This is a genomic window from Burkholderia sp. MS389 (assembly GCF_016899425.1).
Classification (GTDB): Bacteria; Pseudomonadota; Gammaproteobacteria; order Burkholderiales; family Burkholderiaceae; genus Burkholderia; species Burkholderia sola.
Genome location: NZ_CP045994.1, coordinates 2785715 through 2810620, shown reverse-complemented (window position 1 = coordinate 2810620; position 24906 = coordinate 2785715). Strand labels below are relative to the sequence as shown.

Genomic DNA, 24906 nt, shown 5'->3' with positions numbered 1-24906 from the left:
ATCATGAGCATCATCGAGAACAACGAAGACCTCGGCGTGTTGCGCTTCATCACCGCGGGCAGCGTCGACGACGGCAAGAGCACGCTGATCGGCCGCCTGCTGTACGACAGCAAGGCCGTGCTGTCCGACCAGCTGTCCGCGCTGTCGCGCGCGAAGAACAAGCGCACGGTCGGCGACGAGCTCGATCTCGCGCTGCTGACGGACGGCCTCGAAGCCGAGCGCGAGCAGGGCATCACGATCGACGTCGCGTACCGCTACTTCGCGACCGCGAAGCGCAAGTTCATCATCGCCGACACGCCGGGCCACGAGCAGTACACGCGCAACATGGTGACGGGCGCATCGACCGCGCACGCGGCGATCGTGCTGATCGACGCGACGCGCATCACGGTCGAGAACGGCGTCGTGCAACTGCTGCCGCAGACCAAGCGCCACAGCGCGATCGTCAAGCTGCTCGGGCTGCAGCACGTGATCGTCGCGATCAACAAGATGGACCTCGTCGACTACAGCGAGGCGCGCTTCAACGAGATCCGCGACGCGTACGTCGCGCTCGCGAAGCAGCTCGGCCTGACCGACGTGCGCTTCGTGCCGGTGTCGGCGCTGAAGGGCGACAACATCGTCGGCGCGAGCGAGCGCATGCCGTGGTACGCGGGCGAGCCGCTGCTCGACGTGCTCGAGTCGCTGCCGGTCGAGACGCAGGCGCATGACGCGCTGCGCTTCCCGGTGCAGTGGGTCGCGCGCCAGGACGGCAGCTCGGCCGACGATTTCCGCGGCTACATGGGCCGGATCGAGTCGGGCGAAGTGAAGGTCGGCGACGCGATCGTCGTGCTGCCGTCGAACCGCACCGCGACCGTTGCCGAGATCGTCGCACCGGTGCCGGGCGGCACCGCGTCGGTCGCGCATGCGTTCGCGGGCCAGACGGTGACGATCCGTCTCGAAGAGGACGTCGACGTGTCGCGCGGCGACATGTTCGTCACGACGGCCGAGCCGGTCGAGCCGGCCAAGAAGCTGGAAGCCGACCTGTGCTGGTTCGACGACGCGCCGCTGTCGCAGCAGCGCAAGTACCTGCTGAAGCAGACCACCAGCACGGTCTTCGCGAAGATCGGCGCGGTCAAGCAGGTGCTCGACGTGCATACGCTGTCGCACGCGACCGACCGTCAGGAACTGAAGATGAACGACATCGGCCGCGTGGCGCTGACGCTGCAGAAGCCGATCGTCTGCGACACCTACGATGCGCACCCCGGTACGGGCGCGTTCGTGCTGATCGACGAGGCGACGCATCACACGGTCGCCGCGGGCATGATCCGCGCGTTCTCGGCGTAATCGTCAATCTGCGCGGCGGCGAACCGGCCGCCGCGGCAGGACCCTAGCGAAGCGACAAACATGGGCAAGGTATATCTGATCGGAGCAGGGCCGGGCGCCGCGGATCTCATCACGGTACGCGGCGTGCGGCTGCTCGAGCAGGCCGACGTCGTGCTGCACGACGCGCTCGTCGAGCCCGCGATGCTCGACTATGCGCCGAGCGCGCGCAAGATCGCGGTCGGCAAGCGCTGCGGGCAGCGTTCGACCGCGCAGCATTTCATCAACAAGCAGATCGTCGATGCGGCGCGCGAGCATGCATGCGTCGTGCGGCTGAAGGGTGGTGATCCGATGCTGTTCGGCCGAGCCGAAGAGGAAATGCGGGCGCTCGAAGCGGCCGGCATCGACTACGAGGTCGTGCCGGGCATCACCGCAGCGCTGGCCGGCGCGGCGACGCTGAAGCGTTCGCTGACGTTGCGCGGCGTGTCGCGCAGCGTCGCGTTCGCGACGCACAGCCGCGCACCGGGCAGCGACGAGATCCGCGAAGCCGCACGCGCCGATTCGATCGTCTACTACATGGGCCGCGACAGCGCGCCCGGCATCGCGCAGGAGCTGATCGACGCCGGCCGTGCGCCGGCGACGCCGGTGGCGATCGTCGAGGCCTGCAGCACCGCGCGCGAACGCACGCTGACGCTCACGCTCGCGCAGATGGCGGCCGGCGACGCGCAGGCGTGGCTCGATCCGGCGGAGCCGAGCCTGCTGATGATCGGCGATGCGTTCGCCGAACGCGCACGGCTCGCGCAGGCGGGCGATCCAATCCGCAATGCCGCCTGAGCGCGGCTCGAACGCAGTCCCAAACGAAAAAAGCGCTGGCAGATGCCGGCGCTTTTTCGTTGGGTACGACGAATGCGCCGGCTGCTACGTGTCGTCGCCGACCTGCTCGATGCAATAGCGCGCGACCGCGTCGAGCACGCCGTCGTCTTCGCCGACCGCCGTCGCGCAACGGATCTCGACGCCCGGATGCGCGGCGCGGCATGCGTCGACGAGCTGCGGCAGGTCGCGGCGGACATGGCCGCCCTGGCCGAAGAATACGGGCACCACGGTGATGCGCGCGCAGCCGGCCGCGACTTGCGCGGCCACGGCCTCACCGAGCGACGGCGTCATCAGTTCGAGGAACGCGAGCGACACCTGCGCGGCCGGGGAGGCGCCGCGCAGCCGCGCGGCGAGCCGCTCGAACGGCTCGGCCCAGCGCGGGTCGCGGGCGCCGTGGCCGAACAGGACGATACCGTGCGAATGCATGTCGAAGCCTCCGTCGCGACGCGGCGCTCAGTGCCGGTCGACCCATTTGAGCGCGAACAGGCCGAGCGCGAGATAGATGAGGCCCGGCGTCGCGGCGGTGAGCGGCGCGGGCCACGTGTTCAGCGTGCCGATGTGCGAGAACAGCGTGTTGAGCAGCTGGAAGCTCATGCCGAGCATGATGCCGCCGAACACCTTCACGCCGACCACGCCGGCCCGCGTGTGCAGATACGCGAACGGCAGCGACAGCACGAGCATCACGAACACCGCGAACGGATACAGCAGCTTGCGCCACAGCGCGATGTCGTAGCGCTGCGTGTCCTGCTGGTTTTCGCGCAAGTGCTGGATGTAGCGGAACAGGTTGATGATCGACATGCGCTCCGGCGACACGAGCAGCACCGACAGAATCTGCGGCGTCAGGTCGGACCGCAGCCGGTATTCGGGCAGCGACACCTGCTGCGACCGGTACACGGGGTTCAGCGCATCGGCCGGCTGGCCGCTGATCGGCTTGATCGGCGTCAGCTCGGTTTCGGTGACGCCCGTCAGCAGCCAGTGGCCGGGCGGCTCGTAGCGGCCGGTCTGCGCGATCCGCACGTTCTGCAGCTGGAATTTCGAGTCGAATTCGTAGATGCGCACGTTGCTGATCGTCGAGTCGGGCGACAGGCTGCCGACGTTGACGAAGCGCGTGACCTGCTCGCCGTTCTCGCGGGCCGCGAGCGTGTCCTTCACCCACACGCCCGACTGGAAGTTCGACGACACCGATGCGCCGAGCGCCTGCAGCCGCACGCGTTCGGACAACTGGTCGGCGTACGGGCCGACGAATTCGCCGATCAGGTAGGTGACGATCACGAGCGGCACGCCGATCTTCAGCAGCGAGCGCAGCGCCTGGTTGGTCGCGAGGCCCGACACGCGGAAGATCGTGAATTCCGAGTTCGCGGCCATTTGCGCGAACACGTAGATCGCGCTGATCAGCGCGGCGACCGGGATGATCTCGTAGAAGCGCGACGGCGTCTGCAGCGCGACGCGCAGCACCGCGTAGCCGAACTTGTAGTTGCCGTGCCCGACCGAATTCAGTTCGCTGATCAGGTCGAAGAAGAAGAACAGACCGGAGAACGCGAACAGGATGAAGACGAACGTGACGTAAATTTGCCGCGCGAAGTACTTTTCATAGAGCCGCATCGATCATGCTCCCGAGCGGCCGAACAGCGCGCGTGTCAACAGCGGACGATTGCGCACGCGCAACCAGAAAATGAATGCGACGATCGCCGCGACGAGCACGTGCAGGCCGACCAGACCGACGCCGAACGACATCTTGCCCTGCTCGATCTGCGCCTGCACGACGTTCAGCAGGTTCGAGTACGTGAGGTAGATCAGCACGGCCATCACGAGGTTGATCGTGCGGCTGCGGCGCGGGTTCTGGTACGAGAGTGGGATGCCGAGCACCATCAGGTTGATCGCGATCAGCGGCAGCCCCGCGCGCCATGCGAATTCCGCGAGGTTGTCGCGCGTCGGGTTGCGCAGCAGGTCGGGCGTGGGCGTGCTGTTGGTGGTCTGCACGTTGACGACCGGCTTGCTCGTGATCTTCACGCCGTAGCGCTCGAACTCCATGATCTTGAAGTTCGGCTGGCCGGGCGTACCGTCGTAGCGGCGGCCGTCCTCGAGGACGACGAAGCGATCGCCGTCCTTCGAGGTTTCCGTATGGCCGGTTTGCGACACGACCACGTTGAGCTTGCCGTTTTCCGTCGACGTGACGAAGACGTTCTGCACCTTGCTCTGGTCGGGCGACATCTTCTCGATGAAGAACACCCGATGGTTCGCGGCCGATTCGCGGAACTGGCCGGGCGCGAGCAGCGAGATTTCGTCGCGCTGCTGGAAGCGCGCCTTGATCAGCTTGCTCTGCTGGTTCGACCACGGCCAGCCGACGAACGCGAAGAACGTGATCAGCAGGATGATCGGCGCGGCGAACACGCCTATTGGCTTGATGAGGCGGGTGAGGCTCACGCCAGACGCGAGCCACACGACCATTTCGGAGTCCCGGTACCACCGGGTCAGCACGAACAGGATCGACACGAACAGCGTGACGACCAGCATCACGGCGAGATAGCCGATCACGGTCAGGCCGATCAGCACGAGCACGTCCCGCGGATCGATTTCGCCGGACGCGGCGTAGCCGACGATGCGAATCATCATCGTCGTGAGCATGATCGTGAGCAGCACCATGAACACGGCGCCAGCCGTATACGCAAGCTCGCGCTGGAGGGAGCGTTCGAAGATCATTCTTGATGAGAAGAGGGCGGGAGGCTGCGCACGCGTGGTGGGGCGCTCGCGCCGCCACGGGAAAAATAGCGGATAATTGCGGCTTTCATCCTTAGCCCAGATTTTATCCGAGGACAAGCGCGATGGACTTTAGCATAAAAGGCTGTGATTGGAGCAAAGGCGAAGCCAAGGGGTTCCTGACCGGGAAGTCCGACTGCATCGTGCTCGGCATCTTCGAGGCGCAGACGCTGTCGGGCGCGGCGCTCGACATCGACACGGCCACCAAGGGGCTGATCTCGCGCGTGGTGAAGGCCGGCGACATGGACGGCAAGCGCGGCAAGACGCTGTTCCTGCACGAAGTATCGGGCATCGGCGCGTCGCGCGTGCTGCTCGTCGGGCTCGGCAAGCAGGATGCTTTCAATCAGAAAGCCTACAACGATGCGGTGACGGCCGCGTGGCGCGCGCTGCTGGCGACCAAGGTCGTCCAGGTCACGTTCTCGCTCGCGCAACTGCCGGTCGACGAGCGCAGCTCCGACTGGGGCGTGCGCGCCGCGATCCTCGCGCTGCGCAACGAGACGTACCGCTTCACGCAGATGAAGAGCAAGCCGGAACCGGCGTCGCACACGCTCAAGCGCGTCGTGTTCAGCGTCGATCCGGCCGACGAAAAGGCCGCGAAGGTCGCGATCAAGCAGGCCGTCGCGCTCGCGAACGGGATGGATCTGACCCGCGACCTCGGCAACCTGCCGGGCAACGTCTGCACGCCGACCTACCTGGGCAACACCGCGAAGCAGATCGCGAAGGATTGGGGCCTGAAGGCCGAAGTGCTCGGGCTCAAGCAGATCCAGGCGCTGAAGATGGGGTCGTTCCTGTCGGTCGCGCGCGCATCGGTCGAGCCGCCGCAGTTCATCGTGCTGCACTACCAGGGCGGCGCCGCGAAGGCCGCGCCGGTCGTGCTGGTCGGCAAGGGCATCACGTTCGATACGGGCGGCATCTCGCTGAAGCCGGGCGAAGGCATGGACGAGATGAAGTACGACATGTGCGGCGCGGGCTCGGTGCTCGGCACGATCCGCGCGGTCGCCGAGATGGGCCTGAAGATCAACGTCGTCGCGATCGTGCCGACCTGCGAGAACATGCCGGGCGGCAACGCGACGAAGCCGGGCGACATCGTCACCAGCATGAAGGGGCTGACGATCGAGGTCCTGAACACCGACGCCGAAGGCCGCCTGATCCTGTGCGACGCACTCACGTATGCCGAGCGCTTCAAGCCGGCCGCCGTGATCGACGTCGCGACGCTGACGGGCGCGTGCGTGATCGCGCTGGGCGGCCACAACAGCGGGCTGTTCTCGACCAACGACGCGCTCGCGGGCGAACTGCTCGACGCATCGCGCGAGGCGAACGACCCGGCATGGCGCATGCCGCTCGACGACGAATACCAGGATCAGCTGAAGTCGAATTTCGCGGATCTCGCGAACATCGGCGGGCGTCCGGCCGGCGCCGTGACGGCCGCATGCTTCCTGTCGCGCTTCACCGACAGCTATCCGTGGGCTCACCTCGACATCGCGGGCACCGCATGGAAGGGCGGTGCCGCGAAGGGCGCGACGGGGCGTCCGGTGCCGCTGCTCGCGCAGTTCCTGATCGACCGCGCCGGCCAGTGATGGCGGGGCTGACGACGCCGCGGGTGCGCGGGCAATGACGCGGATCGATTTCCACTCGAACGTCGGCGATTCGCTCGCGTACGCGTGCCGGCTGCTGCGCAAGGCCTATCTGGCCGGGCAGCCAGTCGTCGTGCTCGCCGAGCCCGCGCGCCTGCGCGCGCTCGACGAGCGGCTCTGGACGTTCTCGCCGCTCGATTTCATCCCGCATTGCGGCGTCGACAGCGAGCACGCAGCCGGTACGCCGATCGTGCTGGCCGCCGATCTCGACCGCGCGCCGCATCATCACGTGCTGCTGAACCTCGGCGCGACCGTGCCCGCGCAGTTCGCCCGCTTCGAGCGCCTGCTCGAAGTGGTCGGCAACGCGCCGGACGAGCTGGCCGCGGGCCGCGACCGCTACCGGTTCTACCGCGACCGCGGCTACGCGCTGAACAACTACAAGCAGGGCGGCTAGCCGCAACCGTCGACGGAGTGTTCCCGTGACAGAAGCCGATTCATCCTCGATCCCGACGCTGACCGACGTGCTGGTGCCCGGCAAGCCGGCGCCGGCGCGCTCGCCCGCGTCTGCCGCACCCGGGCCGCACGGAAGCGCGGCGATTCCGGTGCTCACCGACGTGATCGCACCGGGCGCCGCCGCGGCCGCGCCGGCCGAATCCCGTCAAACCGAAGCCGACCCCGATTCCGTCGTGGTCGAACCCGTGCCGACACCGCACGTGCCGACCGTCGAACTGCCGGGCGACGTGGCGATGGCCGCCGCTGCGGGCGACACCGATGCGCCGGCCGGACCCGGCGCATCGGAGCACGTAGTTGCCGAAGAGGTGGCGGTGATGACGGCGCCGCTGCGCTCGTCGCTGGTCGAAGACGGTCTGCCGCAGCACACGTTCGCTCCGATTGCGCACGAAGCGGCCGGGCACGCGCCGGACGCGGCAATGCCGGAGGCGGTCCTGCCGAGCGCAGCGCTGCAACCGGAAGCATCGGACGCCGCCGCGCTGACGCCGGAAGATGCGCAGCACATCGCCGAACGGCTTCGCAATCGCCTGACGAACTATCTGACCGGGCCGGGGCGCGAGGCCATCGAAGCGCGTTGTCGCGATGCGCTGCACGAGCATTCGGCCTGGCTGGTCGGCCAGGTCACGCGCGAAGTCGCCCTCGCGCTGGAAACAGAGGTGATGGACTGGGTACGCGATGCGGTCGATGAAGAGATCGCCCGCCGCCGCGCCGGTCACTCCGGCTGAACGGCAATCGCTCGCGGCGGTGAAAAGGGGGCGGTCCAGTAAGGGCCTGCGAAGCCGGCGGTGATGTGCCGCCGGTCGGGCGGTACGCGGTTGCCTGCCTGCCACGCCCTGCACACCGCGTCGGTGCGTCGCGCGGATATCCGATTCAGCGAACCGACAGCACCCACTGGGCGAGCGTGCGGGCTTCGGTGCCCGTCAGTTGCGTGTTGGCGGGCATCGGCACGCTGCCCCATACGCCGACGCTGCCTTTCACTATCGATTGCGCAAGATAATCGGCGGCGTCGTTGCGCGTCGCGTACTTGCCGGCGATGTCGTGGAACGACGGACCCATCAGCGGCTTGCCGATCGCATGGCAGGCCATGCAGTTCTTGCGCTGCGCGAGCGCGAGCCCGTCGGCCTGGTCGGCGCGCGCCGCCGCCGCGCCGCCGGTCAGCAGCGTCGCGAGCAGCACGCGCAATATCGTCTGTTTCATGCGGTTCTCCGCCGGCGGGGATGGCCGGCTTCATGGTCCGCGCATTATAGAAGCAAAGGGGAAGCACGTTTTGCGCGTTCCCCCGGTGGCCCGTTTATCGGGGTCGCATGAGATGGTGCCCTGCCTCAACCCGTGACCGCCCCTTGGTTCGCCGGCCGGGCAAGCGCCGCGAATTTCGCGAGCACGCCGCGCGTATAGCGCGGCGCGGGCTGCCGCCACGCGGCGCGGCGGCGTGCGAGTTCCGCATCGTCGACGTTCAGTTGCAGCAGCAGCCGGTGCGCGTCGATCGTGATCGAATCGCCTTCCTGCACCAGTGCGATCGTGCCGCCGACGAACGCCTCCGGCGCGACGTGGCCGACCACCATGCCCCAGGTGCCGCCCGAGAAGCGGCCGTCCGTGATGAAGCCGACCGATTCGCCAAGCCCCTTGCCGATGATCGCGGACGTCGGTGCGAGCATTTCCGGCATGCCGGGGCCGCCCTGCGGGCCGAGGTAGCGCAGCACGAGGATGTCGCCCGCCCGGATCCGGTCGCCGAGGATCGCATCCATCGCGCTCTGCTCGTCGTCGAACACGCGCGCCGGGCCCGTGATCACCGGGTTTTTCAGGCCGGTGATTTTCGCGACCGCGCCGTCTTCCGCGAGATTGCCCTTCAGGATCGCCAGATGGCCTTCCTTGTACAGCGCGCGGTCGATCGGAAAGATCACGTCCTGATCCGCGCGCGGCGCGGCCGGCACGTCCTTCAGCTCGTCGGCGATCGTGCGGCCGGTGATCGTCATGCAGTCGCCGTGCAGCAGCCCCGCATCGAGCAGGATCTTCAGCACCTGCGGAATCCCGCCGGCCCGGTGCAGGTCGGTCGCGACGTACTGTCCCGACGGCTTCAGGTCGCAGATCACCGGTACCCGCTTGCGGATGCGTTCGAAGTCGTCGATCGTCCAGTCGACCTCGGCCGCGTGCGCGATCGCGAGATAGTGCAGCACCGCATTGGTCGAGCCGCCGGTGGCCATGATCACCGACACCGCGTTCTCGATCGATTTCTTCGTGATGATGTCGCGCGGCTTCAGGTCGCGTTTCACGGCCTCGACCAGCACGCGCGCCGATTCGGCGGCCGAATCGACTTTCTCCTGGTCGGGATTCGCCATCGTCGACGAATACAGCAGCGACATCCCGAGCGCCTCGAACGACGAGCTCATCGTGTTCGCGGTGTACATGCCGCCGCACGAACCCGACGTCGGGCACGCGTTCTTCTCGACGCCTTCGAAATCCTCCTGCGACATCCGGCCCGCGGTGAATTCGCCGACGGCCTCGAACGACGACACGATCGTCAGGTCCCGGCCCTTCCAGTTGCCGGGGCGGATCGTGCCGCCGTACACGTAGATGCCCGGCACGTTCAGGCGCGCGAGCGCGATCATGCCGCCCGGCATGTTCTTGTCGCAGCCGCCGACGACTACCACGCCGTCCATCCACTGGCCCTGCACGCAGGTTTCGATGCAGTCGGCGATCACTTCGCGCGACACGAGCGAGTACTTCATCCCTTCGGTGCCCATCGACATGCCGTCCGAAATCGTCGGCGTGCCGAAGATCTGCGGGTTCGCGCCGGCCGCCTTCACGGCGTCGACCGCCGCGTCCGACAGCCGCTGCAGGCCGGAATTGCACGGCGTGATCGTCGAATGGCCGTTCGCGATGCCGATCATCGGCTTGTCGAAATCGTCCTTCTGGTAGCCGAGCGCGTAGTACATCGAGCGGTTCGGCGAACGGGCCACGCCTTGCGTGATGTTTTTAGAGCGGCGGTTGTACGACATGGGGAGCTCCATCGTTGTTTTGGCGACGCCGGCGCGAACAGTGCGCCGGGTGGGTCGATCAAGCATGGAGTTTCCGTTCTGGGATGTCCAATATATTATTTGTCGCCTATTAAGTCGTTTTACGAATGAGTCGAGCATGGCCGATCCGATCCCCGACCTGCGCCAGTGGCGCTATTTCGCGACCGTCGCCGACGAGCGCCATTTCGGCCGCGCGGCCGAGCGGCTGTCGATGACGCAGCCGCCGTTGTCGCAGGCGATCCGCGCGCTCGAGGACGCGCTCGGCGTCGCGCTGTTCGTGCGCACCAAGCGCTCGGTCGCGCTGACGGCGGTCGGCGCGGCGCTGCTGCCGGAGGTGCGCCGGCTGCTCGCGTCGGCCGATGCGCTGCCGCCGATGGCGCGGCGGCTCGCGCGCGGCGAGGCCGGCTCGCTGTCGCTCGCGTTCGTGTCGACCGCCGATTACGGGCTGCTGCCGTCATTGCTGCGCGCGTTCGGCGCGCGCTATCCGCAGGTGCGGCTGCAGCTCACGGAAGCGACGAGCGACGTGCAGATCGACGAACTCGTCGCCGGGCGCATCGACGCCGGGCTTATCATTCCGCCCGTGCCGCCGCGCCACGCGGCCGGGCTGTCGTACCTGCCCGTCGTGCGCGAGCCGCTGGTGGTCGCGATGCCGGCCGGGGCGTCCGACGCGCCCGAGGACGAGCCCGTGCAGCTCGCCGACGTCGCCGCGTTTCCGCTCGTGATCTTTCCGCGCCGTTTGGCGCCCGGCTTTTATGACATCATTACGGGCTGCTACGGCGCGGCGGGGGAAACTCCGCGCATCGGCCAGGAGGCGATCCAGATGCAGACGATCGTCAGCCTCGTGTCGGCCGGCATGGGCGTCGCACTGGTGCCGCAATCGCTGCGTAACCTGCGGCGCACCGGCGTGGTCTACCGGCCGCTCGCCGGTCACGCGCCGGTCGTCGAGACGGGCCTCGTGTGGCGCACCGGCGACGTGAGCCCCGTGCTCGCCGGCTTCATCGACGTCGTGCGCGCGCAGGGTCCGGCCGCGTGACGTGAACGATGGCGCGCGGGCGCCGTCCAACGCGCGGTCCTGCACGTGTGCGACGGCCGTACCGTATTCGAAAACTTCTTCGCTAACCCATGATCATTCACCCGAATTTCGACCCCGTTGCGATCCATCTCGGGCCGCTGGCCGTGCGCTGGTACGGCCTCATGTATCTCGTCGGCTTCATCGCGGCGATCGTCGTCGGCCGGATCCGCCTGAAGCTGCCGTATGTCGCCGCGCAGGGCTGGACCGCGAAGGACATCGACGACATGATGTTCTACGGCGTGCTCGGCACCGTGCTCGGCGGCCGGCTCGGCTACGTGCTGTTCTACAAGGCCGATTTCTACTTCTCGCATCCGCTCGACGTGTTCAAGGTGTGGGAAGGCGGCATGTCGTTTCACGGCGGCTTCCTCGGCGTGACGCTCGCGATGATGCTGTTCGCGTGGCAGCGCAAGCGGCACTGGCTGCAGGTCACCGATTTCGTCGCGCCGATGGTGCCGTTGGGGCTGGCAGCGGGGCGGCTCGGCAATTTCATCAACGGCGAGCTGTGGGGCCGCGTGACCGATCCGACGGCGCCGTGGGCGATGCTGTTCCCGGGGGCGATGCGCGACGACGCGGCATGGCTGCCGAAACATCCGGCACTCGTCGAGAAGTGGCATCTCGCCGACGTGTTCATGCAATACCAGATGCTGCCGCGCCATCCTTCGCAGCTCTATGAAATCGCGCTCGAGGGCATCGCGCTGTTCTTCGTGCTGTTCCTGTTCGCGCGCAAGCCGCGGCCGATGGGCGCGATATCCGCGCTGTTCCTGATCGGTTATGGCCTCGCACGTTTCACGGTCGAGTTCGCGCGCGAGCCCGACGACTTCCTCGGCCTGCTCGCGCTCGGCCTGTCGATGGGGCAGTGGCTGTCGCTGCCGATGATCCTCGCGGGTATCGCGATGATGGTCTGGGCGTATCGCCGTCGCGCGGCGAACGCGAATGCGGCTGCTTGAAGTGGCTGCGTGAGGTCGCTGCATGACGCGGTATCGATGTACGCGCGATCGGCGTGCGCATCGGTTACCCGGATGCACATGAAAAACGCCGGCCCTCGGGCCGGCGTTTTCGTTTCCGACAACGGCGCGATGCGCGTTACTGCGTTACTTCATCTGCACGGAGCCGTTGACGGTGACCGACACGGTGGCCTTGCCGCCTTCGACCGCGATCGGCGCACTCATCTTCGCGCTGTCCATCGGCGCCGCGGCCATCGCCATCATGCGCGGGTACGGCTGCACGTTGCGGCCGCTGCCGACGTTCACGTCGCGGATCGTGTAGCTGTTGTAGCCGAACGCCTTCGCGGCTTCGTCCGCGCGGGCGCGGAACGACTTGATCGCTTCGGTCGTGAGCTTCTGCTCGGCCGTGCGCTGCGCTTCCGGCGACAGCGAGAACTCGACGTTCGCAACCTGCATCAGGTTCGACAACTGGCCTGCCAGCTTCGACGCCGCGGCGAAATCGCGCGATTCGAGCGCGACCTCGGTGCGGCCGCGCCATGCGGAGATCTTGCCGTCGCGATCGGTGCTCGGATACACGGAGAACGCGCCCGTGTGCGCGGTGACGCCCGACACGCCCTTCGCCTGCGACAGCGCCGCATCCGCGCGCTGGTTCAGCTGCGCGGTGAGGCTGCCCGGGTCCTTGGCCTGCTGCTCGTAGAACAGCGTGATGTGGATGATGTCCTGCGGCACGTCGGCGCTGGCCTGCGACGAAAGCGACAGCACGCCGGCCGGCTCGGGAAAGTGCGGGTTCGCCGTCTGGGCGTGCGCGGCGGGCGACGCGAGCGTCAGCGCGACGGGAACGGCGGCGGCGAGAGCGAGCGACAGCGCGAGTGCGGATTTCTTGGTCATTGTTGGACTCCTTGTGCGAGGGCGCGCACGCGGATCACGCGTGCGCGACGCGGGCGTACCGCGCGACGAAAAAAACGACGGCCGGCCGATCGGCCGACAGCGGTTGCTTAGGCTGCGCGAAAGCGCCGCGAGTTCCGTTGCGGCAGTGCGTACTGAACAGATTTGACCTTTTGGCCGGTGCCTACTTCATCAACTTTTCGGTGATGAACCGCCATTCCGCGCGCGTGACGGGCGTGATCGACAGCCGGTTGCCGCGGGCGAGCACGCGCATGTCGGCGAGCTCGTCGTGCTCGCGCAGCGCGGCGAGCGGCACGAGCGGCGACTTCTTCACGAAGCGCACGTCGACGAGCAGCCAGCGTGGCGCTTCCTGCGTCGATTTCGGGTCGTAATAGGGGCTTTTCGGATCGAACTGTGTGGGATCGGGGTAGGGCGTGGACGATACTTCGGCGAGGCCCGCGATGCCCGGCTCGGGGCAGCTCGAGTGATAGAACAGCACGCCGTCGCCGATCTTCATCGTGTCGCGCATGAAATTACGCGCTTGATAATTGCGCACGCCGGTCCACGGCAGCGAGCGCTGCGGTGCGTTGGCGAGATCGTCGATGCTTGCTTCGTCCGGTTCGGACTTCATCAGCCAATATTGCATGGATCGTAATCGACGCAGAAGGGGCATGAGGGTCTGTTTGCATGCGGAACGCGCACCCCAAACGAAAAATACAATTCACGGGAATGCCCGAAATCGCCCGCATGGCGGCGTCGCTCGTCACTTGTTTGGCTCGGCCAAACGGCGCTCCTCACTTCTTGCCCTGCGAGCGATTTCGGGCATTCGCATGCGCGTTCCGCATGCAAACAGCCCCTCAAAAAGGAAACGGCATCGGGAGTTCCCGATGCCGTTGGATAGGCCCCCGCCTTGGCCGCTAGGCCGGCATCCTGAACCTGAGGTTCAGAATTGGTCGCAGTTAGCAGCACTTCGGGTACATCAGACAGAGTGACGCGCGCGCCCGTGCTACAAATTTCCGCAACCGTGCACATGGCATTGGTTCAAGGAATATATGACCTTGGCGAACCAGGCAGGGAAGCTGACTGAACTGTGTTTCGATGCGCCAATTTGACCACCGTTGACCGTCGAGATCAAGCGGAATCGACGCATCGTTTCAAACGTTACTGCGTCTCGTGCTGTGCGAGCACCGCGCCGAGCTGTTCGTTCATCTGGTGCATTGTACGACGGATTTCTTCCGCCGGAAATGCTTCACCGTGCCGCACGCTCGTTTGCAGCCGCAGCAATTCCGACGCAAGCGACAGCGCCGCCATCACCGCGATGCGATCGGTGCCGCGCACCGAGCTGTTCGAGCGGATTTTCGACATTTCGGCATCGACGCGCGCGACCGCTTCGAGCAGCGCCGCTTCGGTCTCGGCCGAACAGGCGAGCCGATAGGGCTGACCGAGAATCGAGACTTCGATCTGCTTGGTGCTCATGCATGTTCTCCGTGGCTGGCCGCGTCATCGCCATCCGTGCGCGCCTGCGCATCCAGCAGGTCGAGCTGGTTGTCGGCTTGCTCCGCGCTCTTCGAGCGCGGCAGCTTTTCGAGAATCGCGTTCAGTTTCACCTGGGCGTCGTCGATCTTCGCCGACAGCGTGTCGCGCTCGGCCGCGAGCGCATTGCGTTCGTCGCGCAGCTGCGCGAGTTCCGCGCGGACCGTATCCGCTTCCGCGCGCAATTGCGCGACCTGCTCCTCGAGCGCGAGCCGTTCCGAGTGATAGCGCTTGTTCAGCGAAATCAGACGGCCAATATTTTGAGACAGGGTTTCGAGTTCGTTGAGCATTTGCTGCGTCCTCTAAAGACCCAGCATTTTAGCGCGGAATACCGCGCAATCCGACATCTGTAACGTTTCCAGTCGTAACACCCCTGCTTCTTGCCGCGAATAGGCATGTCCGACGCCGGTCCGGACGCTTCCTTGACGCTCGCGCGACCGGCTCCTAAACTGGCGCCGCCTCGGTGCTCGCGCGCAGGATGCGCGGTTAAACGGGAAGCAGGGTGCGGGCTCCGCGAGCGCGCCAACCTGCGCTGCCCCCGCAACGGTAAGCGGCCGCGTCGCGTGACGCAGGCCGGCTCTGGCGCGTTTCGCGTGCAGGTCGCACGCAGGCGCGGGCCACTGCGCGTCATCGCGCGGGAAGGCGAGCCGGACCGCCGCCAGCCCGGATACCGGCCGAGACGGGGAGCCCGCAAGGGCGCCATGACGCGCGGCCTGCGGGGAAGCGGGGCGCGCAATGCTTCACGGAACGTTCTTCGATGCCGACCCCAATCGTTCGCCACGCGCCCCTGTCGCGCCCGGCCGGCCACCGCAAGCGGATGCACCGCGCGTCGGGCGCGCGGCCGTGCGCCGCATGAGCGCCGCGCGCGCCACCGTCATCTGGGCCGCGCTGGCCGCCGTGGTCGCGCTGCTGTTCGTCGCGTCGCTGTCGATCGGCAGCGTGCCGATGTCGCCGTGGCAGGCGCTCGCGTCGCTCGTGCCGCACGGCGGCGATACCTTGTTTGCCGATATCGTCCGGACGCTGCGCCTGCCGCGCGCGCTCGCGGGTTTCGCGTGCGGCGCGCTGCTCGCGCTGGCCGGCGCGTTGTTGCAGGTGCTGCTGCGCAATCCGCTCGCGGAGCCGTACGTGCTGGGCGTGTCCGGCGGCGCGGCCGGCTTCGCGCTCGTCGCGATGATCGCGGGCGGCGCATGGTGGCTCGTCGACGCATCGGCGTTCGCCGGTTCGCTCGTCTCGGTCGCGCTCGTGCTCGGTCTCGCGAGGCGCGAGCTGTGGCGCGGCGAATCGCGCGACGCATCGCCGCGGCTGCTGCTCACGGGCGTCGTGATCGCGGCGGGGTGGGGCGCGCTCGTCACGCTGTTGCTGTCGCTCGCGCCCGATGCACGGCTGCGCGGCATCATCTTCTGGCTGACCGGCGACCTGAACGGCGCGACGGCGCCGTGGTTCGCGTGGGGCGCGCTGTTGCTGAGCGCATGCGCCGCGCTGCCGGCCGCGCCGCAACTGAACGTGCTGCTGCGCGGCGACGCGACCGCGCAGGCGCTCGGCGTGCCGGTCGCGCGGCTGCGCGTGCGGATCTATCTCGTCGCGTCGCTGGCCGCCGCGGCCGCGGTCACGACGGCCGGTACGATCGGCTTCGTCGGCCTCGTCGTGCCGCACGCGTTGCGGCTCGCGTTCGGCAACGACCAGCGGATGCTGCTGCCGGCCGCGATGCTCGCGGGCGGTGGCGGCGTGATGGCGGCCGACCTGCTCGCGCGCACCGCGATCGCGCCCGCACAATTGCCGGTGGGCGTGATGACCGCGTTGATCGGCGTGCCCGTGTTCCTGTGGATGTTGCTGAGGAGGCCGATGCGATGACAGGCACCGCAGCACCGCACGCCGCTGCCGGCGACATGCGCTACATGGCCGTCGACCTGACGCTGAAGGCCGGCGCGCGCACGCTGCTCGACCGCTTCACGCACGCGTTCCGCCCCGGCGAGATCTGGTGCGTCGCCGGGCCGAACGGCGCGGGCAAGACGACGCTGCTCGCCACGCTCGCGGGACTGCAGCCGCCCGCCGGCGGACACGTCGAGATCGACGGTCGGCCGCTTGCCGCATGGCGTCCCGAGCAACTCGCGCAGCGCCGCGCGCTGATGCCGCAGCAACTGCACGATGCGTTCAGCGCGACCGTGTTCGACACGGTGCTGCTCAACCGCTTTCCATATCTCGGCGGCTGGGGTTGGGAGCGCGACGGCGACCGCGCGGCCGCGCGCGAGGCGCTCGCGACATTCGACCTGAACCCGCTCGCGTCGCGCGACGTGATGTCGCTGTCGGGCGGCGAGCGGCAGCGGGTCGCGCTGGCCGCGACGCTGTGCCAGGATGCGCCGCTGATGTTGCTGGACGAACCGCTCGCGCATCTCGACCTGCATCACCAGATCGACTGCCTGACCGCGCTGGCCGCCTGGCTCGCGGCGGGCCCGCGCACGGTGATGTTTTCGTGTCACGACCTGAATCTCGCGCGGCGTTTCGCGACGCATGCGCTGTTGCTCGACGGCCGCGGGCATGCGTGGGCCGGCCGCGTGCATGATGTGCTGACGCCCGAGCGCGCGAGCGACGCGTTCGGCTATCCGCTCGTGCTGATCCGCGAGAACGGCCGCGATGCGCTGTTGCCGGCGTGGCCCGCGCGACAATGATCTTTCCCGTTCCGAATTTTCCGATGCGCGGCGCATGCCGCGCCCACCATACGGCCCCTCGATGACCACTTCGACCCAATTCCCGCCCGCGATCGCGCCGCTAGACGACGCGCTGCGCACGCGCCTGCAGCATGTGATCGACCACAAGACCAAGCCGCCCGGCAGCCTCGGCCAGCTCGAGGCGCTCGCGCTGCAGATCGGCCTGATCCAGCGCACCGAGCGGCCGGTCGTGCAGCGTCCGGTGACGATCGTGTTCGCGGGCGACCACGGGATCGCGGCCGAGGGCGTCAGCCCTTATCCGCAGGCGGTGACCGCGCAGATGGTCGCGAACTTCCTCGCCGGCGGCGCGGCGATCAACGCGTTCTCGGGCGTCGCGCAGAGCACGCTCGAGATCGTCGATGCGGGCGTCGCGTCGCCGCTGCCGCTGTCGGACCGGCTGGTGTCGGTTCCGGTCGCGCGCGGCACGCGCAACTTCGCGGCGGAACCCGCGATGACGCGTGAAGAAGCGATGACGGCGCTGGCCGCGGGCGCGGCGCGCGTGCGCCTGCACGCGTCGCTCGGCACGAACGTGATCGGCTTCGGCGAGATGGGGATCGCGAATACGTCGTCGGCCGCGTGCCTGATGAGCCGCCTGCTCGACGTGCCGATCGACGCCTGCGTCGGCCGCGGCACGGGCCTCGACGATCAGGGCCTCGCGCACAAGCGTGCGGTGCTCGGTCGCGCGCTCGTCAAGCACTCGCATGCGATCGCGCCGCTCGACGTGCTCGCGACGTTCGGCGGCTTCGAGATCGCGATGATGACCGGCGCGTACCTCGCGGCCGCGAGCGAGCGGATGACGATCCTCGTCGACGGCTTCATCGCGACCGCCGCGCTGCTCGTCGCCGAGCGCATCGCGCCCGGCGTGCGCGACTACTGCGTGTTCTCGCATACGTCGCACGAGGCCGGCCACCGGCGCATGCTCGAGCATTTCGGCGCGAAGCCGCTGCTCGCGCTCGACCTGCGGCTCGGCGAAGGCACGGGCGCCGCGCTCGCGCTGCCGCTGGTGCGCGCGGCGGCCGCGTTCCTCAGCGAGATGGCGAGCTTCGAATCCGCCGGCGTCGACGATCGTGACGCCTGAGCGCGTGCGCGGCATGCGCGCCGAGCTGCGCTACTTCTTCGTCGCGCTCGGCTATTTCACGCGCGTACCCGTGCCGCGCTCGATCGGCTACGCGGCCGGCGATCTCGACCAGGCCGCGCGCTATTTCCCGCTCGTCGGCGCGTGCGTCGGCGCGTGGGGCGCGCTCGTCTATCTCGTCGCGCTGCGCGTGCTGCCGCCATCGATCGCGGTCGGGCTGTCGATGGCCGCGACGCTGCTCGCGACCGGCGCGTTCCACGAAGACGGCCTCGCCGACAGTTGCGATGCGTTTGGCGGCGGTTACACGCGCGACGACGTGCTGCGCATCATGCACGATTCGCGGATCGGCACGTTCGGCGCCGTTGCGCTCGTGATCGCGCTCGGCCTGAAATGGCAGGCGCTGGCGTCGATGCTGCCGCTGCGCGCCGCATGGACGATGATCGCCGCGCACGCGGCGAGCCGCGCGATGGCCGTGAGCCTGCTGATGACGCTCGACTACGTGCGGCCCGAAGGCAAGGCGAAGCCGGTCGCGCAACGAATGGACGCACGTGCGGCGTGCGTCGCGGCGGTGTTCGGACTGCCGTGGCTGTTCTGGCCGGACTGGCGCATGGGCGTTGCCGCCTGCGTGGCGCTCGTGCTCGTGCGCGCGTGGGCGGCCCGCTATTTCGTGAAGCGGATCGGCGGTTATACGGGCGACTGTCTCGGCTTCGCGCAGCAACTGGGCGAACTGGCGATCTATCTGGTGGTGCTCGGATGGACGTCGTCCTGATCCGTCATCCGGCCGTCGGCATCGAGCCGGGCGTCTGCTATGGGCGCAGCGACGTGCCGCTCGCCGAATCGGCCGATGGCGGCGCGCAGGCCGTGCGCATGCATCTGGCGGAACTAAGTGCGCCGTCGCCCGAACAGGTGCGGACGAGCCCGCTGACGCGCTGCGCGTCGGTTGCCGAACGGCTCGCGCGGGCATTCGACGTACCGCTGCTGGGCGATGACGACTGGCAGGAAATGGATTTCGGCGCGTGGGAAATGCAGCGCTGGGACGATATCGATCGCGCAGCGCTCGATGCGTGGGCGGCCGACCTGATGCATGCGTGCGCGCACGGCGGAGAAAGCGTCGCGCGATTCGTCGCGCGGGTGGCGCGGCAGGCCGATGCGCTTGCGGCGTTCGACGGACCGCAATGGGTCGTCACGCATGCGGGCGTGATCCGCGCATTCGCGTCGCATGTGTTGCGCGTGCCGCTCGACACGTTGCTGTCGCGGCCGGTGCCGACGGGCGGGGCGGTGTGGCTGCGCAGGGAGGGCGCCGCGCGAACGTGGGAAGTCGTGCACTGGGATGCATAGGCGCACTTGCGTCTGCATGTGAACTGCGCTGCGCACGGAGCGATCTGTTTCGAGCACCGCACGCATCCGGCACCGGTGCACGATGCACCGCAACCCGCCGGAAATCAGCGCGCCGGCCGCCGCGCACGCGCGGCCTCCAGATCCTCGCACAGCGCGGCCGCACCCTGCGCGATCCGCGGCGCCGGCCGCGTCAGCAGATCGCCGTCGATTGCGAACAGGTTGTTGCGCGCCACGGCCGTCAGCGCGGGCCACGCGCGCCAGCGCGCGAGGCTCGGCAGCGGTTCGTTCGAGCGGGTCGCGCCGGCACTCGTCGTCACGATCGCTTCCGGATTCGCCGCGAGCACCGCCTCGTCGGTCACGGTCGGCGCAAGCGGCTTGAGCGACGCGAACACGTTGCGGCCGCCGCAAAGTTCGAATACTTCGTTGATCAGGTGCGTGCCGTTGAGCGTCGTCAGCGGGCGGTCCCACACCTGGAAGAACATCGCGACGGGCGGGCGTGCCGCGTAGCGTGCGCGCAGTGTCGCGATGTCCCGCGTAAAGGCGGCCGCGGCGGCATCGGCGGCCGGTTGCGTGCCGAGCAGCGTGCCGAGCCGGCGCAACGACGACGACACGTCGTCGAGATGCTTCGGTTCGCTGAAGAACAGCGGGATGTGCAGCGCGCGCAGCGCGTCGGTCTGCCGCTCGGCGTTGCCGTGCCGCCAGACGACGATCAGGTCGGGCTTCAGCGCGGCGATGCGTTCGAGATCGAGCGCCTTGTTGTCGCCGACGCGCGGCACCGCTTGCGCGGCGGCCGGATAGTCGCTGTACGTGACGGTGCCGACGAGCTTCGCACCGCCGCCGGCCGCGTAGACGAGCTCGGTCGCGTGCGGCGCGAGGCTGATCACGCGCTGCGCGGGCGCGGGCAGCGTGACCGTATTGCCGGCGTCGTCGCGGGTCGTGACGTTGGCGTGGACGAGCGGCGCGTGAGCGAGCGCGACCAGCAGCGCGGCTGGCGTCAGCCGACGGAACACGCGTGAACTCATGCGGAGGCCCGCTGCAGCAGCGGTGCGCAATGTGCGAGCGCATCGCCGAGGCGCCGCCATTCGGCTTCGCTGCCCGGCAGGCCGATGCGCACGCTCGACGGCGTCGGGAAGTACCGCGTCCAGATCCCGCGCGCCGCGAGCGCCGCATGCAGCGCCGCGGCGCGCGGATCGTCGGTCCAGCTGAACAGCGGCGTCGCGCGCACCGCGAAGCCGTGCGCGCGCAGCAACGCGGCCAGTCGTTCGCCGTCGGCCCCGAGCCGCTCGCGCGCGGCGGCCTGCCATGCGCGGTCGGCGAATGCCGCGGCGACCGCATGGCGTGCGGGGCCGCTGACGGTCCACGCGCCGAGCACGTCGCGCAGCGCGGCGATCAGCAAGGGATTCGCGAGCACGAAGCCCGCGCGGATCCCGGCCAGCCCGAAGAACTTGCCGACCGAGCGCAGCACGACGAGCCCTGGACGATCGACCTGCGGCGCGAGCGATGGCGTCGCGCCCGTATCGGCGAACGCTTCGTCGACGATCAACGCGCCGCCGCGTGCCGCCAGTTGCGCGTGCCAGCCGAGCAAGCGCGCGGTCGGCACGAATTCGGCGGTCGGATTATTCGGATTCCCGACGATGACGTGGCGCAGCGTCGCGGGCAGCGTATCCGCGCGGATGTCGAGCGCGACGACGCGATGGCCGTGGCGCGCGAACGCGGGCGCGTATTCGCCGTACGCGAGCGCCGCGACGCCTGCGTCGCCGGCCGACAGCAACGCCGGCAACGCGCGGATCGCGGCCTGGCTGCCGGCAACCGGTAGCACGTGCGCGGCGTCGGGCGCGTGGTAGTACCGCGCGGCGCAGGCCGCGAGGCCGTCGCCGTCGTCGGGCAGCCGGCGCCACGCGTCGGCCGGCACGGGCGGAACCGGGTAGCCGACCGGATTGATGCCGGTCGACAGGTCGAGCCACGCGTCGTACGGAATGCCGTGGCGGCGGGCGGCTTCGTGCAGGTTGCCGCCGTGCGCGATGGATGAATCAGACATGATGGGAGGCCATGACGAGTGCGCCGCTCGCGACCAGCAGCGCGAGCCACAGCGCGAGCGTGCGCGTGACGAGCGACAGCGCGGCGACGATGTGAAGGGCGGTGGCCGTGGCGCCGGTGCCGAGCGCCGGCCGATCCTCGATCTCGCCGTGATAGACGGCCGGGCCGCCGAGCTGCACGTTCAGGCTGCCGGCGCCCGCGGCCATCACGGGGCCCGCGTTCGGGCTGTCCCAGTGGCGCGCCTGCGTGCGCCAGCAGCGCCACGCGGCGGCCGTGTCGCCGAGCAGCGCGTAGCTCGCGGCGGTGAGGCGCGCGGGAATCCAGTTCAGCGCATCGTCGAGGCGCGCGGCGGCCCAGCCGAAGGTCAGGAAGCGCGGCGTGCGGTAGCCCCACATCGCGTCGAGCGTGTTCGCGAGCCGGAACAGCAACGCGCCGGGGCCGCCCGCGACGACGAACCAGAAGAGCGCGCCGAAGATCGCGTCGTTGCCGTTTTCGAGCGCCGATTCGACGGCCGCGCGCGACAGCGCACCTTCGTCCGCGTTGCTCGTGTCCCGCGACACGATGCGCGCGGTCAGCGTGCGCGCCGCGTCGAGGTCGTGCCGCAGCAGCGCGGCGGCGATCGGCGCGACGTGGTCGGCGAGGCTCTTCGCGCCGAGCGCGAACCACAGCAGCGCGACGTGCAGCGCCGCCGCGAACGGCCAGGGCAGCACGGCGACGAGCCATGCCGCGACGGCCACCGGCGGCACGACCGCCGCGAGCCACGCGGCGACGCCGACTACGCGGCCGCGCCGGCCCGTGTTCAGCGCGGCTTCGATGCGCGCGGCGACGCGGCCGAACGCGACGAGCGGATGCCAGCCGGCCGGCTCGCCGATGGCGCGGTCGACGATCGCGGCCGCGACCGCCAGCATCGCGACGACGGGCAGCGACAGCATCAGCATGACGGCGCGCCCGCCTTGAGGTCGAGCGGCAGCCCGGCAACCAGCAGCGTGACGCGCGTCGCGAGCGCGGCGACGCGCTGGTTCAGGCGGCCGAGCTCGTCGACGTAGCGGCGCGTGACCGACCCGAGCGGCACGACGCCGAGCCCGATCTCGTTGCTGACGACGATCACCTTCGCGTGCGCGCCGCGCAGCGCGTGCTCGAGCCGCTCGACCTGGGCCGCGTACTGCGCGTCGTCGAGCGGTGCGCCGTCGGCGGGGCACAGCAGGTTCGTGAGCCACAGCGTCAGGCAGTCGACGAGCAGGCACGCGTGCGGATCGTCGAGCCGCGCGAGCGTGCCGGCGAGATCGACGCTCGCGTCGGCGAACCCCCAGTCGGCCGGCCGGCGCGCGCGGTGATGCGCGATGCGCTGCGCGAATTCGGGATCGGCGGCGGTCGCGGTCGCGATGTAGGTGACGGGGCGGCCGCTATCGGCGGCGAGCCGCTCGGCATGCGCGCTCTTGCCCGAGCGCGCGCCGCCGAGGACGAAGGTGAGGTCGTGCGGAATCATCGCGTGATTGTAACGGCGCGGGCGACCCGGCGCGGGCGATAATGCCGCCTTTGCTTCGCGACACCTTTCACACGATGAATGCACCCGAGCCGCGGCCGCGCGGCACGCTGATGATCCAGGGCACGACGTCCGACGCGGGCAAGAGCACGCTCGTCGCGGGCCTGTGCCGCCTCGCGCGACGCGGCGGCGTGCGCGTCGCGCCGTTCAAGCCGCAGAACATGGCGCTCAACAGCGCGGTGACGGTCGACGGCGGCGAGATCGGCCGCGCGCAGGCGTTGCAGGCGCTGGCCGCCGGCGTCGCGCCGCATACGGATTTCAATCCGGTGCTGCTGAAGCCGACGAGCGACCGCGGCGCGCAGGTGATCATTCACGGCAAGGCGCGCATGAACCTCGACGCGCGGGCGTATCACGACTACAAGCCGGTCGCGTTCGATGCGGTGCTCGAGTCGTATGCGCGCCTGCGCGCCGGTTACGACACGGTGATCGTCGAAGGCGCCGGCAGCCCGGCCGAGATCAACCTGCGCGACGGCGACATCGCGAACATGGGCTTTGCCGAGCGCGTCGACTGCCCGGTCGTGCTCGTCGCCGACATCGATCGCGGCGGCGTGTTCGCGCATCTGGTCGGCACGCTCGCCTGCCTGTCGGACAGCGAGCGCGCGCGCGTGCGCGGCTTCGTGATCAACCGTTTCCGCGGCGACCTCAAGCTGCTCGAACCGGGGCTCGACTGGCTGCGCGCGCGGACGGGCAAGCCGGTGTTCGGCGTGCTGCCGTATCTGCACGGGCTGCTGCTCGACGCCGAGGACATGCTGCCCGCGCAGGCGCGCAGTGCCGCCGCCCGCGGCGATGCCGGCGTGTTGCGCGTCGTCGTGCCCGCGCTGCCGCGCATCAGCAACCACACCGATTTCGATCCGCTGCGCGCGCATCCGCAGGTCGAATTCACGTACTGGAAGAGCGGCCCCGTGCCCGACGCCGACCTGCTGATCCTGCCCGGTTCGAAGAGCGTGCAGCGCGATCTCGCGTGGCTGCGCGATGCGGGCTGGGACGCGCTGATCCGGCGCCATCTCCGCTACGGCGGCAAGGTGATCGGCATCTGCGGCGGCATGCAGATGCTCGGCCGCACGCTCGACGATCCGCTCGGCCTCGAAGGCGCGCCCGGCAGCGTGCCGGGGCTCGGGCTGCTCGAGTTCGACACGACGCTGCAGCCCGACAAGACGCTGAAGAACGTGACCGGTCGACTCGCGCTGCCGGGCGCGGCGGCCGTGCGCGGCTACGAGATCCACATGGGCGACACGCGCGGGCCGGCGCTCGCGACGCCCGCGCTGACGCTGGCCGCCGATGCCGCGCAGGACGGCATGCGTCCCGACGGCGCGAGATCGGCCGACGGCCAGATCCTCGCGACCTACGTGCACGGGCTGTTCGACGCGCCCGACGCCTGCGCGGCGCTGCTCGCGTGGTCGGGGCTCGACGGCGCGGCCCGCATCGACTACCCGGCGCTGCGCGAGGCGTCGCTCGAGCGGCTGGCCGACACGTTCGCCGAGCACCTCGACCTCGACGCGCTGTACGCCGAGTTTCGTTGAAACCGCGCCGGTCGACTCTCGCTTTTTCCGCGCGATCGCGTACAACAGAGGAGGGCGGAGGTCCGCCCGAAGGAGGGCGACGATGAGGGCTCGATGGTGGTGGAGCGTCCTGCTCGCGGCGCTGCTGGGCGCGGCCGCGGCCGCGCATGCCTGCGATTCGTATGCGCCGGGCGGCGGCCAGTCCGGCGGTGACGCCACGCAAGGCAAGAGCGGTTACTGAGCAGGAAGGA

General features: G+C 69.1%; 27 protein-coding genes, 1 other RNA gene and 1 riboswitch. Of the genes, 14 read left to right on the top strand and 14 right to left on the bottom strand.

Annotated elements, in window-relative coordinates; translation table 11 throughout:
* The first annotated feature begins 3 nt into the window (after positions 1-3).
* Both GJG85_RS13060 and cobA read left to right on the top strand, forming a co-directional pair.
* A complete protein-coding gene (locus tag GJG85_RS13060) occupies positions 4-1320 on the top strand; it encodes a sulfate adenylyltransferase subunit 1 (RefSeq protein WP_050012076.1) in 1317 nt (438 codons plus the stop codon).
* Between the two features lie 60 nt (positions 1321-1380).
* Positions 1381-2130, top strand: coding sequence for a uroporphyrinogen-III C-methyltransferase (gene cobA, locus GJG85_RS13055; protein WP_050012075.1), 750 nt, complete (start codon positions 1381-1383; stop codon positions 2128-2130).
* 84 nt (positions 2131-2214) lie between these two features.
* On the opposite strand, the gene GJG85_RS13050 is transcribed toward cobA, so the two are convergent.
* Genes GJG85_RS13050 through lptF form a run of 3 tightly spaced genes read right to left on the bottom strand, consistent with a single transcriptional unit; the run spans position 2215 to position 4869 of the window.
* Positions 2215-2595, bottom strand: coding sequence for a CbiX/SirB N-terminal domain-containing protein (locus tag GJG85_RS13050; RefSeq protein ID WP_050012074.1), 381 nt, complete (start codon positions 2593-2595; stop codon positions 2215-2217).
* Positions 2596-2622: 27 nt separating this feature from the next.
* On the bottom strand, positions 2623-3771 hold the full coding sequence (lptG, locus tag GJG85_RS13045; protein ID WP_050012073.1) for an LPS export ABC transporter permease LptG: 1149 nt from the start codon (positions 3769-3771) through the stop codon (positions 2623-2625).
* Between the two features lie 3 nt (positions 3772-3774).
* Positions 3775-4869, bottom strand: a complete 1095-nt coding sequence (gene lptF, locus GJG85_RS13040) for an LPS export ABC transporter permease LptF (protein WP_050012072.1) — start codon at positions 4867-4869, stop codon at positions 3775-3777.
* Positions 4870-4991: 122 nt separating this feature from the next.
* Here lptF and GJG85_RS13035 point away from each other — a divergent pair, with 122 nt between their 5' ends.
* From GJG85_RS13035 to GJG85_RS13025, 3 genes are read left to right on the top strand one after another with little or no spacing between them, the layout of a single operon-like run.
* A complete protein-coding gene (locus GJG85_RS13035) occupies positions 4992-6503 on the top strand; it encodes a leucyl aminopeptidase (RefSeq protein ID WP_050012071.1) in 1512 nt (503 codons plus the stop codon).
* Between the two features lie 34 nt (positions 6504-6537).
* Positions 6538-6954 carry a DNA polymerase III subunit chi gene (locus GJG85_RS13030; protein ID WP_050012070.1) on the top strand — a complete coding sequence of 139 codons (417 nt, stop codon included), beginning with the start codon at positions 6538-6540 and terminating at the stop codon, positions 6952-6954.
* A 25-nt stretch (positions 6955-6979) separates the two neighbouring features.
* Positions 6980-7735, top strand: coding sequence for a DUF2486 family protein (locus GJG85_RS13025; protein ID WP_050012069.1), 756 nt, complete (start codon positions 6980-6982; stop codon positions 7733-7735).
* Between the two features lie 145 nt (positions 7736-7880).
* On the opposite strand, the gene GJG85_RS13020 is transcribed toward GJG85_RS13025, so the two are convergent.
* Positions 7881-8207, bottom strand: coding sequence for a c-type cytochrome (locus GJG85_RS13020; RefSeq protein WP_050012068.1), 327 nt, complete (start codon positions 8205-8207; stop codon positions 7881-7883).
* Positions 8208-8332: 125 nt separating this feature from the next.
* Entirely contained in the window at positions 8333-10006 is a 1674-nt protein-coding gene (gene ilvD / locus GJG85_RS13015; RefSeq protein WP_050012067.1) for a dihydroxy-acid dehydratase, read from the bottom strand.
* A 136-nt stretch (positions 10007-10142) separates the two neighbouring features.
* Between ilvD and GJG85_RS13010 the strand changes: the two genes are divergently transcribed.
* Together GJG85_RS13010 and lgt are read left to right on the top strand one after the other, a co-directional pair.
* Positions 10143-11057: a LysR substrate-binding domain-containing protein gene (locus GJG85_RS13010; protein WP_050012066.1), complete on the top strand. Its 915-nt coding sequence runs from the start codon at positions 10143-10145 to the stop codon at positions 11055-11057.
* Between the two features lie 89 nt (positions 11058-11146).
* A complete protein-coding gene (lgt, locus tag GJG85_RS13005) occupies positions 11147-12043 on the top strand; it encodes a prolipoprotein diacylglyceryl transferase (protein ID WP_050012065.1) in 897 nt (298 codons plus the stop codon).
* Between the two features lie 144 nt (positions 12044-12187).
* On the opposite strand, the gene GJG85_RS13000 is transcribed toward lgt, so the two are convergent.
* The 5 genes from GJG85_RS13000 to GJG85_RS12980 form a co-directional block, all read right to left on the bottom strand.
* Positions 12188-12928, bottom strand: coding sequence for an SIMPL domain-containing protein (locus GJG85_RS13000; RefSeq protein WP_050012064.1), 741 nt, complete (start codon positions 12926-12928; stop codon positions 12188-12190).
* A 181-nt stretch (positions 12929-13109) separates the two neighbouring features.
* Positions 13110-13571, bottom strand: a complete 462-nt coding sequence (locus GJG85_RS12995; protein ID WP_006478090.1) for an EVE domain-containing protein — start codon at positions 13569-13571, stop codon at positions 13110-13112.
* A 252-nt stretch (positions 13572-13823) separates the two neighbouring features.
* Positions 13824-14005, bottom strand: a non-coding RNA gene (gene ssrS / locus GJG85_RS12990) — 6S RNA.
* 81 nt (positions 14006-14086) lie between these two features.
* Positions 14087-14401, bottom strand: a complete 315-nt coding sequence (locus tag GJG85_RS12985; RefSeq protein WP_006478091.1) for a cell division protein ZapA — start codon at positions 14399-14401, stop codon at positions 14087-14089.
* Entirely contained in the window at positions 14398-14748 is a 351-nt protein-coding gene (locus GJG85_RS12980; protein ID WP_006478092.1) for an ATPase, read from the bottom strand. The genes GJG85_RS12985 and GJG85_RS12980 overlap by 4 nt, the downstream gene beginning before the upstream one ends.
* Positions 14749-14902: 154 nt before the next feature.
* Positions 14903-15152, top strand: a riboswitch (cobalamin riboswitch).
* A gap of 41 nt (positions 15153-15193) precedes the next feature.
* Here GJG85_RS12980 and GJG85_RS12975 point away from each other — a divergent pair.
* The 5 genes from GJG85_RS12975 to cobC all read left to right on the top strand — a co-directional run bounded on the left by GJG85_RS12975 (position 15194) and on the right by cobC (position 19576).
* Entirely contained in the window at positions 15194-16309 is a 1116-nt protein-coding gene (locus tag GJG85_RS12975) for an iron ABC transporter permease (protein ID WP_050012063.1), read from the top strand.
* Complete coding sequence (locus tag GJG85_RS12970) at positions 16306-17124, top strand: ABC transporter ATP-binding protein (RefSeq protein ID WP_050012062.1); 819 nt, start codon at positions 16306-16308, stop codon at positions 17122-17124. Before GJG85_RS12975 ends, GJG85_RS12970 begins: the two co-directional genes overlap by 4 nt.
* 61 nt (positions 17125-17185) lie before the next feature.
* The gene (gene cobT / locus GJG85_RS12965) at positions 17186-18241 is read left to right on the top strand and encodes a nicotinate-nucleotide--dimethylbenzimidazole phosphoribosyltransferase (protein WP_050012061.1); all 1056 of its coding nucleotides are present in this window, start codon (positions 17186-17188) and stop codon (positions 18239-18241) included.
* A gap of 13 nt (positions 18242-18254) precedes the next feature.
* Entirely contained in the window at positions 18255-19007 is a 753-nt protein-coding gene (locus GJG85_RS12960; protein WP_050012060.1) for an adenosylcobinamide-GDP ribazoletransferase, read from the top strand.
* Entirely contained in the window at positions 18992-19576 is a 585-nt protein-coding gene (gene cobC / locus GJG85_RS12955) for an alpha-ribazole phosphatase (RefSeq protein WP_050012059.1), read from the top strand. The genes GJG85_RS12960 and cobC overlap by 16 nt, the downstream gene beginning before the upstream one ends.
* A gap of 104 nt (positions 19577-19680) precedes the next feature.
* On the opposite strand, the gene GJG85_RS12950 is transcribed toward cobC, so the two are convergent.
* From GJG85_RS12950 to cobU, 4 genes are read right to left on the bottom strand one after another with little or no spacing between them, the layout of a single operon-like run.
* Positions 19681-20598, bottom strand: coding sequence for a cobalamin-binding protein (locus GJG85_RS12950; RefSeq protein WP_050012058.1), 918 nt, complete (start codon positions 20596-20598; stop codon positions 19681-19683).
* A complete protein-coding gene (cobD, locus tag GJG85_RS12945; RefSeq protein WP_204383363.1) occupies positions 20595-21614 on the bottom strand; it encodes a threonine-phosphate decarboxylase CobD in 1020 nt (339 codons plus the stop codon). Before cobD ends, GJG85_RS12950 begins: the two co-directional genes overlap by 4 nt.
* Positions 21607-22551: an adenosylcobinamide-phosphate synthase CbiB gene (cbiB, locus tag GJG85_RS12940; protein WP_050012056.1), complete on the bottom strand. Its 945-nt coding sequence runs from the start codon at positions 22549-22551 to the stop codon at positions 21607-21609. The genes cobD and cbiB overlap by 8 nt, the downstream gene beginning before the upstream one ends.
* A complete protein-coding gene (gene cobU, locus GJG85_RS12935) occupies positions 22545-23099 on the bottom strand; it encodes a bifunctional adenosylcobinamide kinase/adenosylcobinamide-phosphate guanylyltransferase (RefSeq protein ID WP_050012055.1) in 555 nt (184 codons plus the stop codon). The genes cbiB and cobU overlap by 7 nt, the downstream gene beginning before the upstream one ends.
* Before the next feature lie 74 nt (positions 23100-23173).
* On the opposite strand from cobU, the gene GJG85_RS12930 reads away from it, so the two are divergent.
* Both GJG85_RS12930 and GJG85_RS12925 read left to right on the top strand, forming a co-directional pair.
* Positions 23174-24676 (top strand): cobyric acid synthase, encoded by a 1503-nt coding sequence (locus tag GJG85_RS12930; protein WP_204383362.1) that lies wholly within the window; start codon positions 23174-23176, stop codon positions 24674-24676.
* 82 nt (positions 24677-24758) lie between these two features.
* Positions 24759-24896 (top strand): hypothetical protein, encoded by a 138-nt coding sequence (locus GJG85_RS12925; protein ID WP_204383361.1) that lies wholly within the window; start codon positions 24759-24761, stop codon positions 24894-24896.
* Positions 24897-24906: the final 10 nt, after the last annotated feature.

Excerpts from the sequence above, each read along its gene's own strand:
- GJG85_RS13060 (WP_050012076.1), top strand. The coding sequence starts at position 4 with ATGAGCATCATCGAGAACAACGAAGACCTCGGCGTGTTGCGCTTCATC.
- cobA (WP_050012075.1), top strand. The coding sequence starts at position 1,381 with ATGGGCAAGGTATATCTGATCGGAGCAGGGCCGGGCGCCGCGGATCTC.
- GJG85_RS13050 (WP_050012074.1), bottom strand. The coding sequence starts at position 2,595 with ATGCATTCGCACGGTATCGTCCTGTTCGGCCACGGCGCCCGCGACCCG.
- lptG (WP_050012073.1), bottom strand. The coding sequence starts at position 3,771 with ATGCGGCTCTATGAAAAGTACTTCGCGCGGCAAATTTACGTCACGTTC.
- lptF (WP_050012072.1), bottom strand. The coding sequence starts at position 4,869 with ATGATCTTCGAACGCTCCCTCCAGCGCGAGCTTGCGTATACGGCTGGC.
- GJG85_RS13035 (WP_050012071.1), top strand. The coding sequence starts at position 4,992 with ATGGACTTTAGCATAAAAGGCTGTGATTGGAGCAAAGGCGAAGCCAAG.
- GJG85_RS13030 (WP_050012070.1), top strand. The coding sequence starts at position 6,538 with ATGACGCGGATCGATTTCCACTCGAACGTCGGCGATTCGCTCGCGTAC.
- GJG85_RS13020 (WP_050012068.1), bottom strand. The coding sequence starts at position 8,207 with ATGAAACAGACGATATTGCGCGTGCTGCTCGCGACGCTGCTGACCGGC.
- ilvD (WP_050012067.1), bottom strand. The coding sequence starts at position 10,006 with ATGTCGTACAACCGCCGCTCTAAAAACATCACGCAAGGCGTGGCCCGT.
- GJG85_RS13010 (WP_050012066.1), top strand. The coding sequence starts at position 10,143 with ATGGCCGATCCGATCCCCGACCTGCGCCAGTGGCGCTATTTCGCGACC.
- lgt (WP_050012065.1), top strand. The coding sequence starts at position 11,147 with ATGATCATTCACCCGAATTTCGACCCCGTTGCGATCCATCTCGGGCCG.
- GJG85_RS13000 (WP_050012064.1), bottom strand. The coding sequence starts at position 12,928 with ATGACCAAGAAATCCGCACTCGCGCTGTCGCTCGCTCTCGCCGCCGCC.
- GJG85_RS12995 (WP_006478090.1), bottom strand. The coding sequence starts at position 13,571 with ATGCAATATTGGCTGATGAAGTCCGAACCGGACGAAGCAAGCATCGAC.
- GJG85_RS12985 (WP_006478091.1), bottom strand. The coding sequence starts at position 14,401 with ATGAGCACCAAGCAGATCGAAGTCTCGATTCTCGGTCAGCCCTATCGG.
- GJG85_RS12980 (WP_006478092.1), bottom strand. The coding sequence starts at position 14,748 with ATGCTCAACGAACTCGAAACCCTGTCTCAAAATATTGGCCGTCTGATT.
- GJG85_RS12975 (WP_050012063.1), top strand. The coding sequence starts at position 15,194 with ATGCTTCACGGAACGTTCTTCGATGCCGACCCCAATCGTTCGCCACGC.
- GJG85_RS12970 (WP_050012062.1), top strand. The coding sequence starts at position 16,306 with ATGACAGGCACCGCAGCACCGCACGCCGCTGCCGGCGACATGCGCTAC.
- cobT (WP_050012061.1), top strand. The coding sequence starts at position 17,186 with ATGACCACTTCGACCCAATTCCCGCCCGCGATCGCGCCGCTAGACGAC.
- GJG85_RS12960 (WP_050012060.1), top strand. The coding sequence starts at position 18,255 with ATGCGCGCCGAGCTGCGCTACTTCTTCGTCGCGCTCGGCTATTTCACG.
- cobC (WP_050012059.1), top strand. The coding sequence starts at position 18,992 with ATGGACGTCGTCCTGATCCGTCATCCGGCCGTCGGCATCGAGCCGGGC.
- GJG85_RS12950 (WP_050012058.1), bottom strand. The coding sequence starts at position 20,598 with ATGAGTTCACGCGTGTTCCGTCGGCTGACGCCAGCCGCGCTGCTGGTC.
- cobD (WP_204383363.1), bottom strand. The coding sequence starts at position 21,614 with ATGTCTGATTCATCCATCGCGCACGGCGGCAACCTGCACGAAGCCGCC.
- cbiB (WP_050012056.1), bottom strand. The coding sequence starts at position 22,551 with ATGCTGATGCTGTCGCTGCCCGTCGTCGCGATGCTGGCGGTCGCGGCC.
- cobU (WP_050012055.1), bottom strand. The coding sequence starts at position 23,099 with ATGATTCCGCACGACCTCACCTTCGTCCTCGGCGGCGCGCGCTCGGGC.
- GJG85_RS12930 (WP_204383362.1), top strand. The coding sequence starts at position 23,174 with ATGAATGCACCCGAGCCGCGGCCGCGCGGCACGCTGATGATCCAGGGC.
- GJG85_RS12925 (WP_204383361.1), top strand. The coding sequence starts at position 24,759 with ATGAGGGCTCGATGGTGGTGGAGCGTCCTGCTCGCGGCGCTGCTGGGC.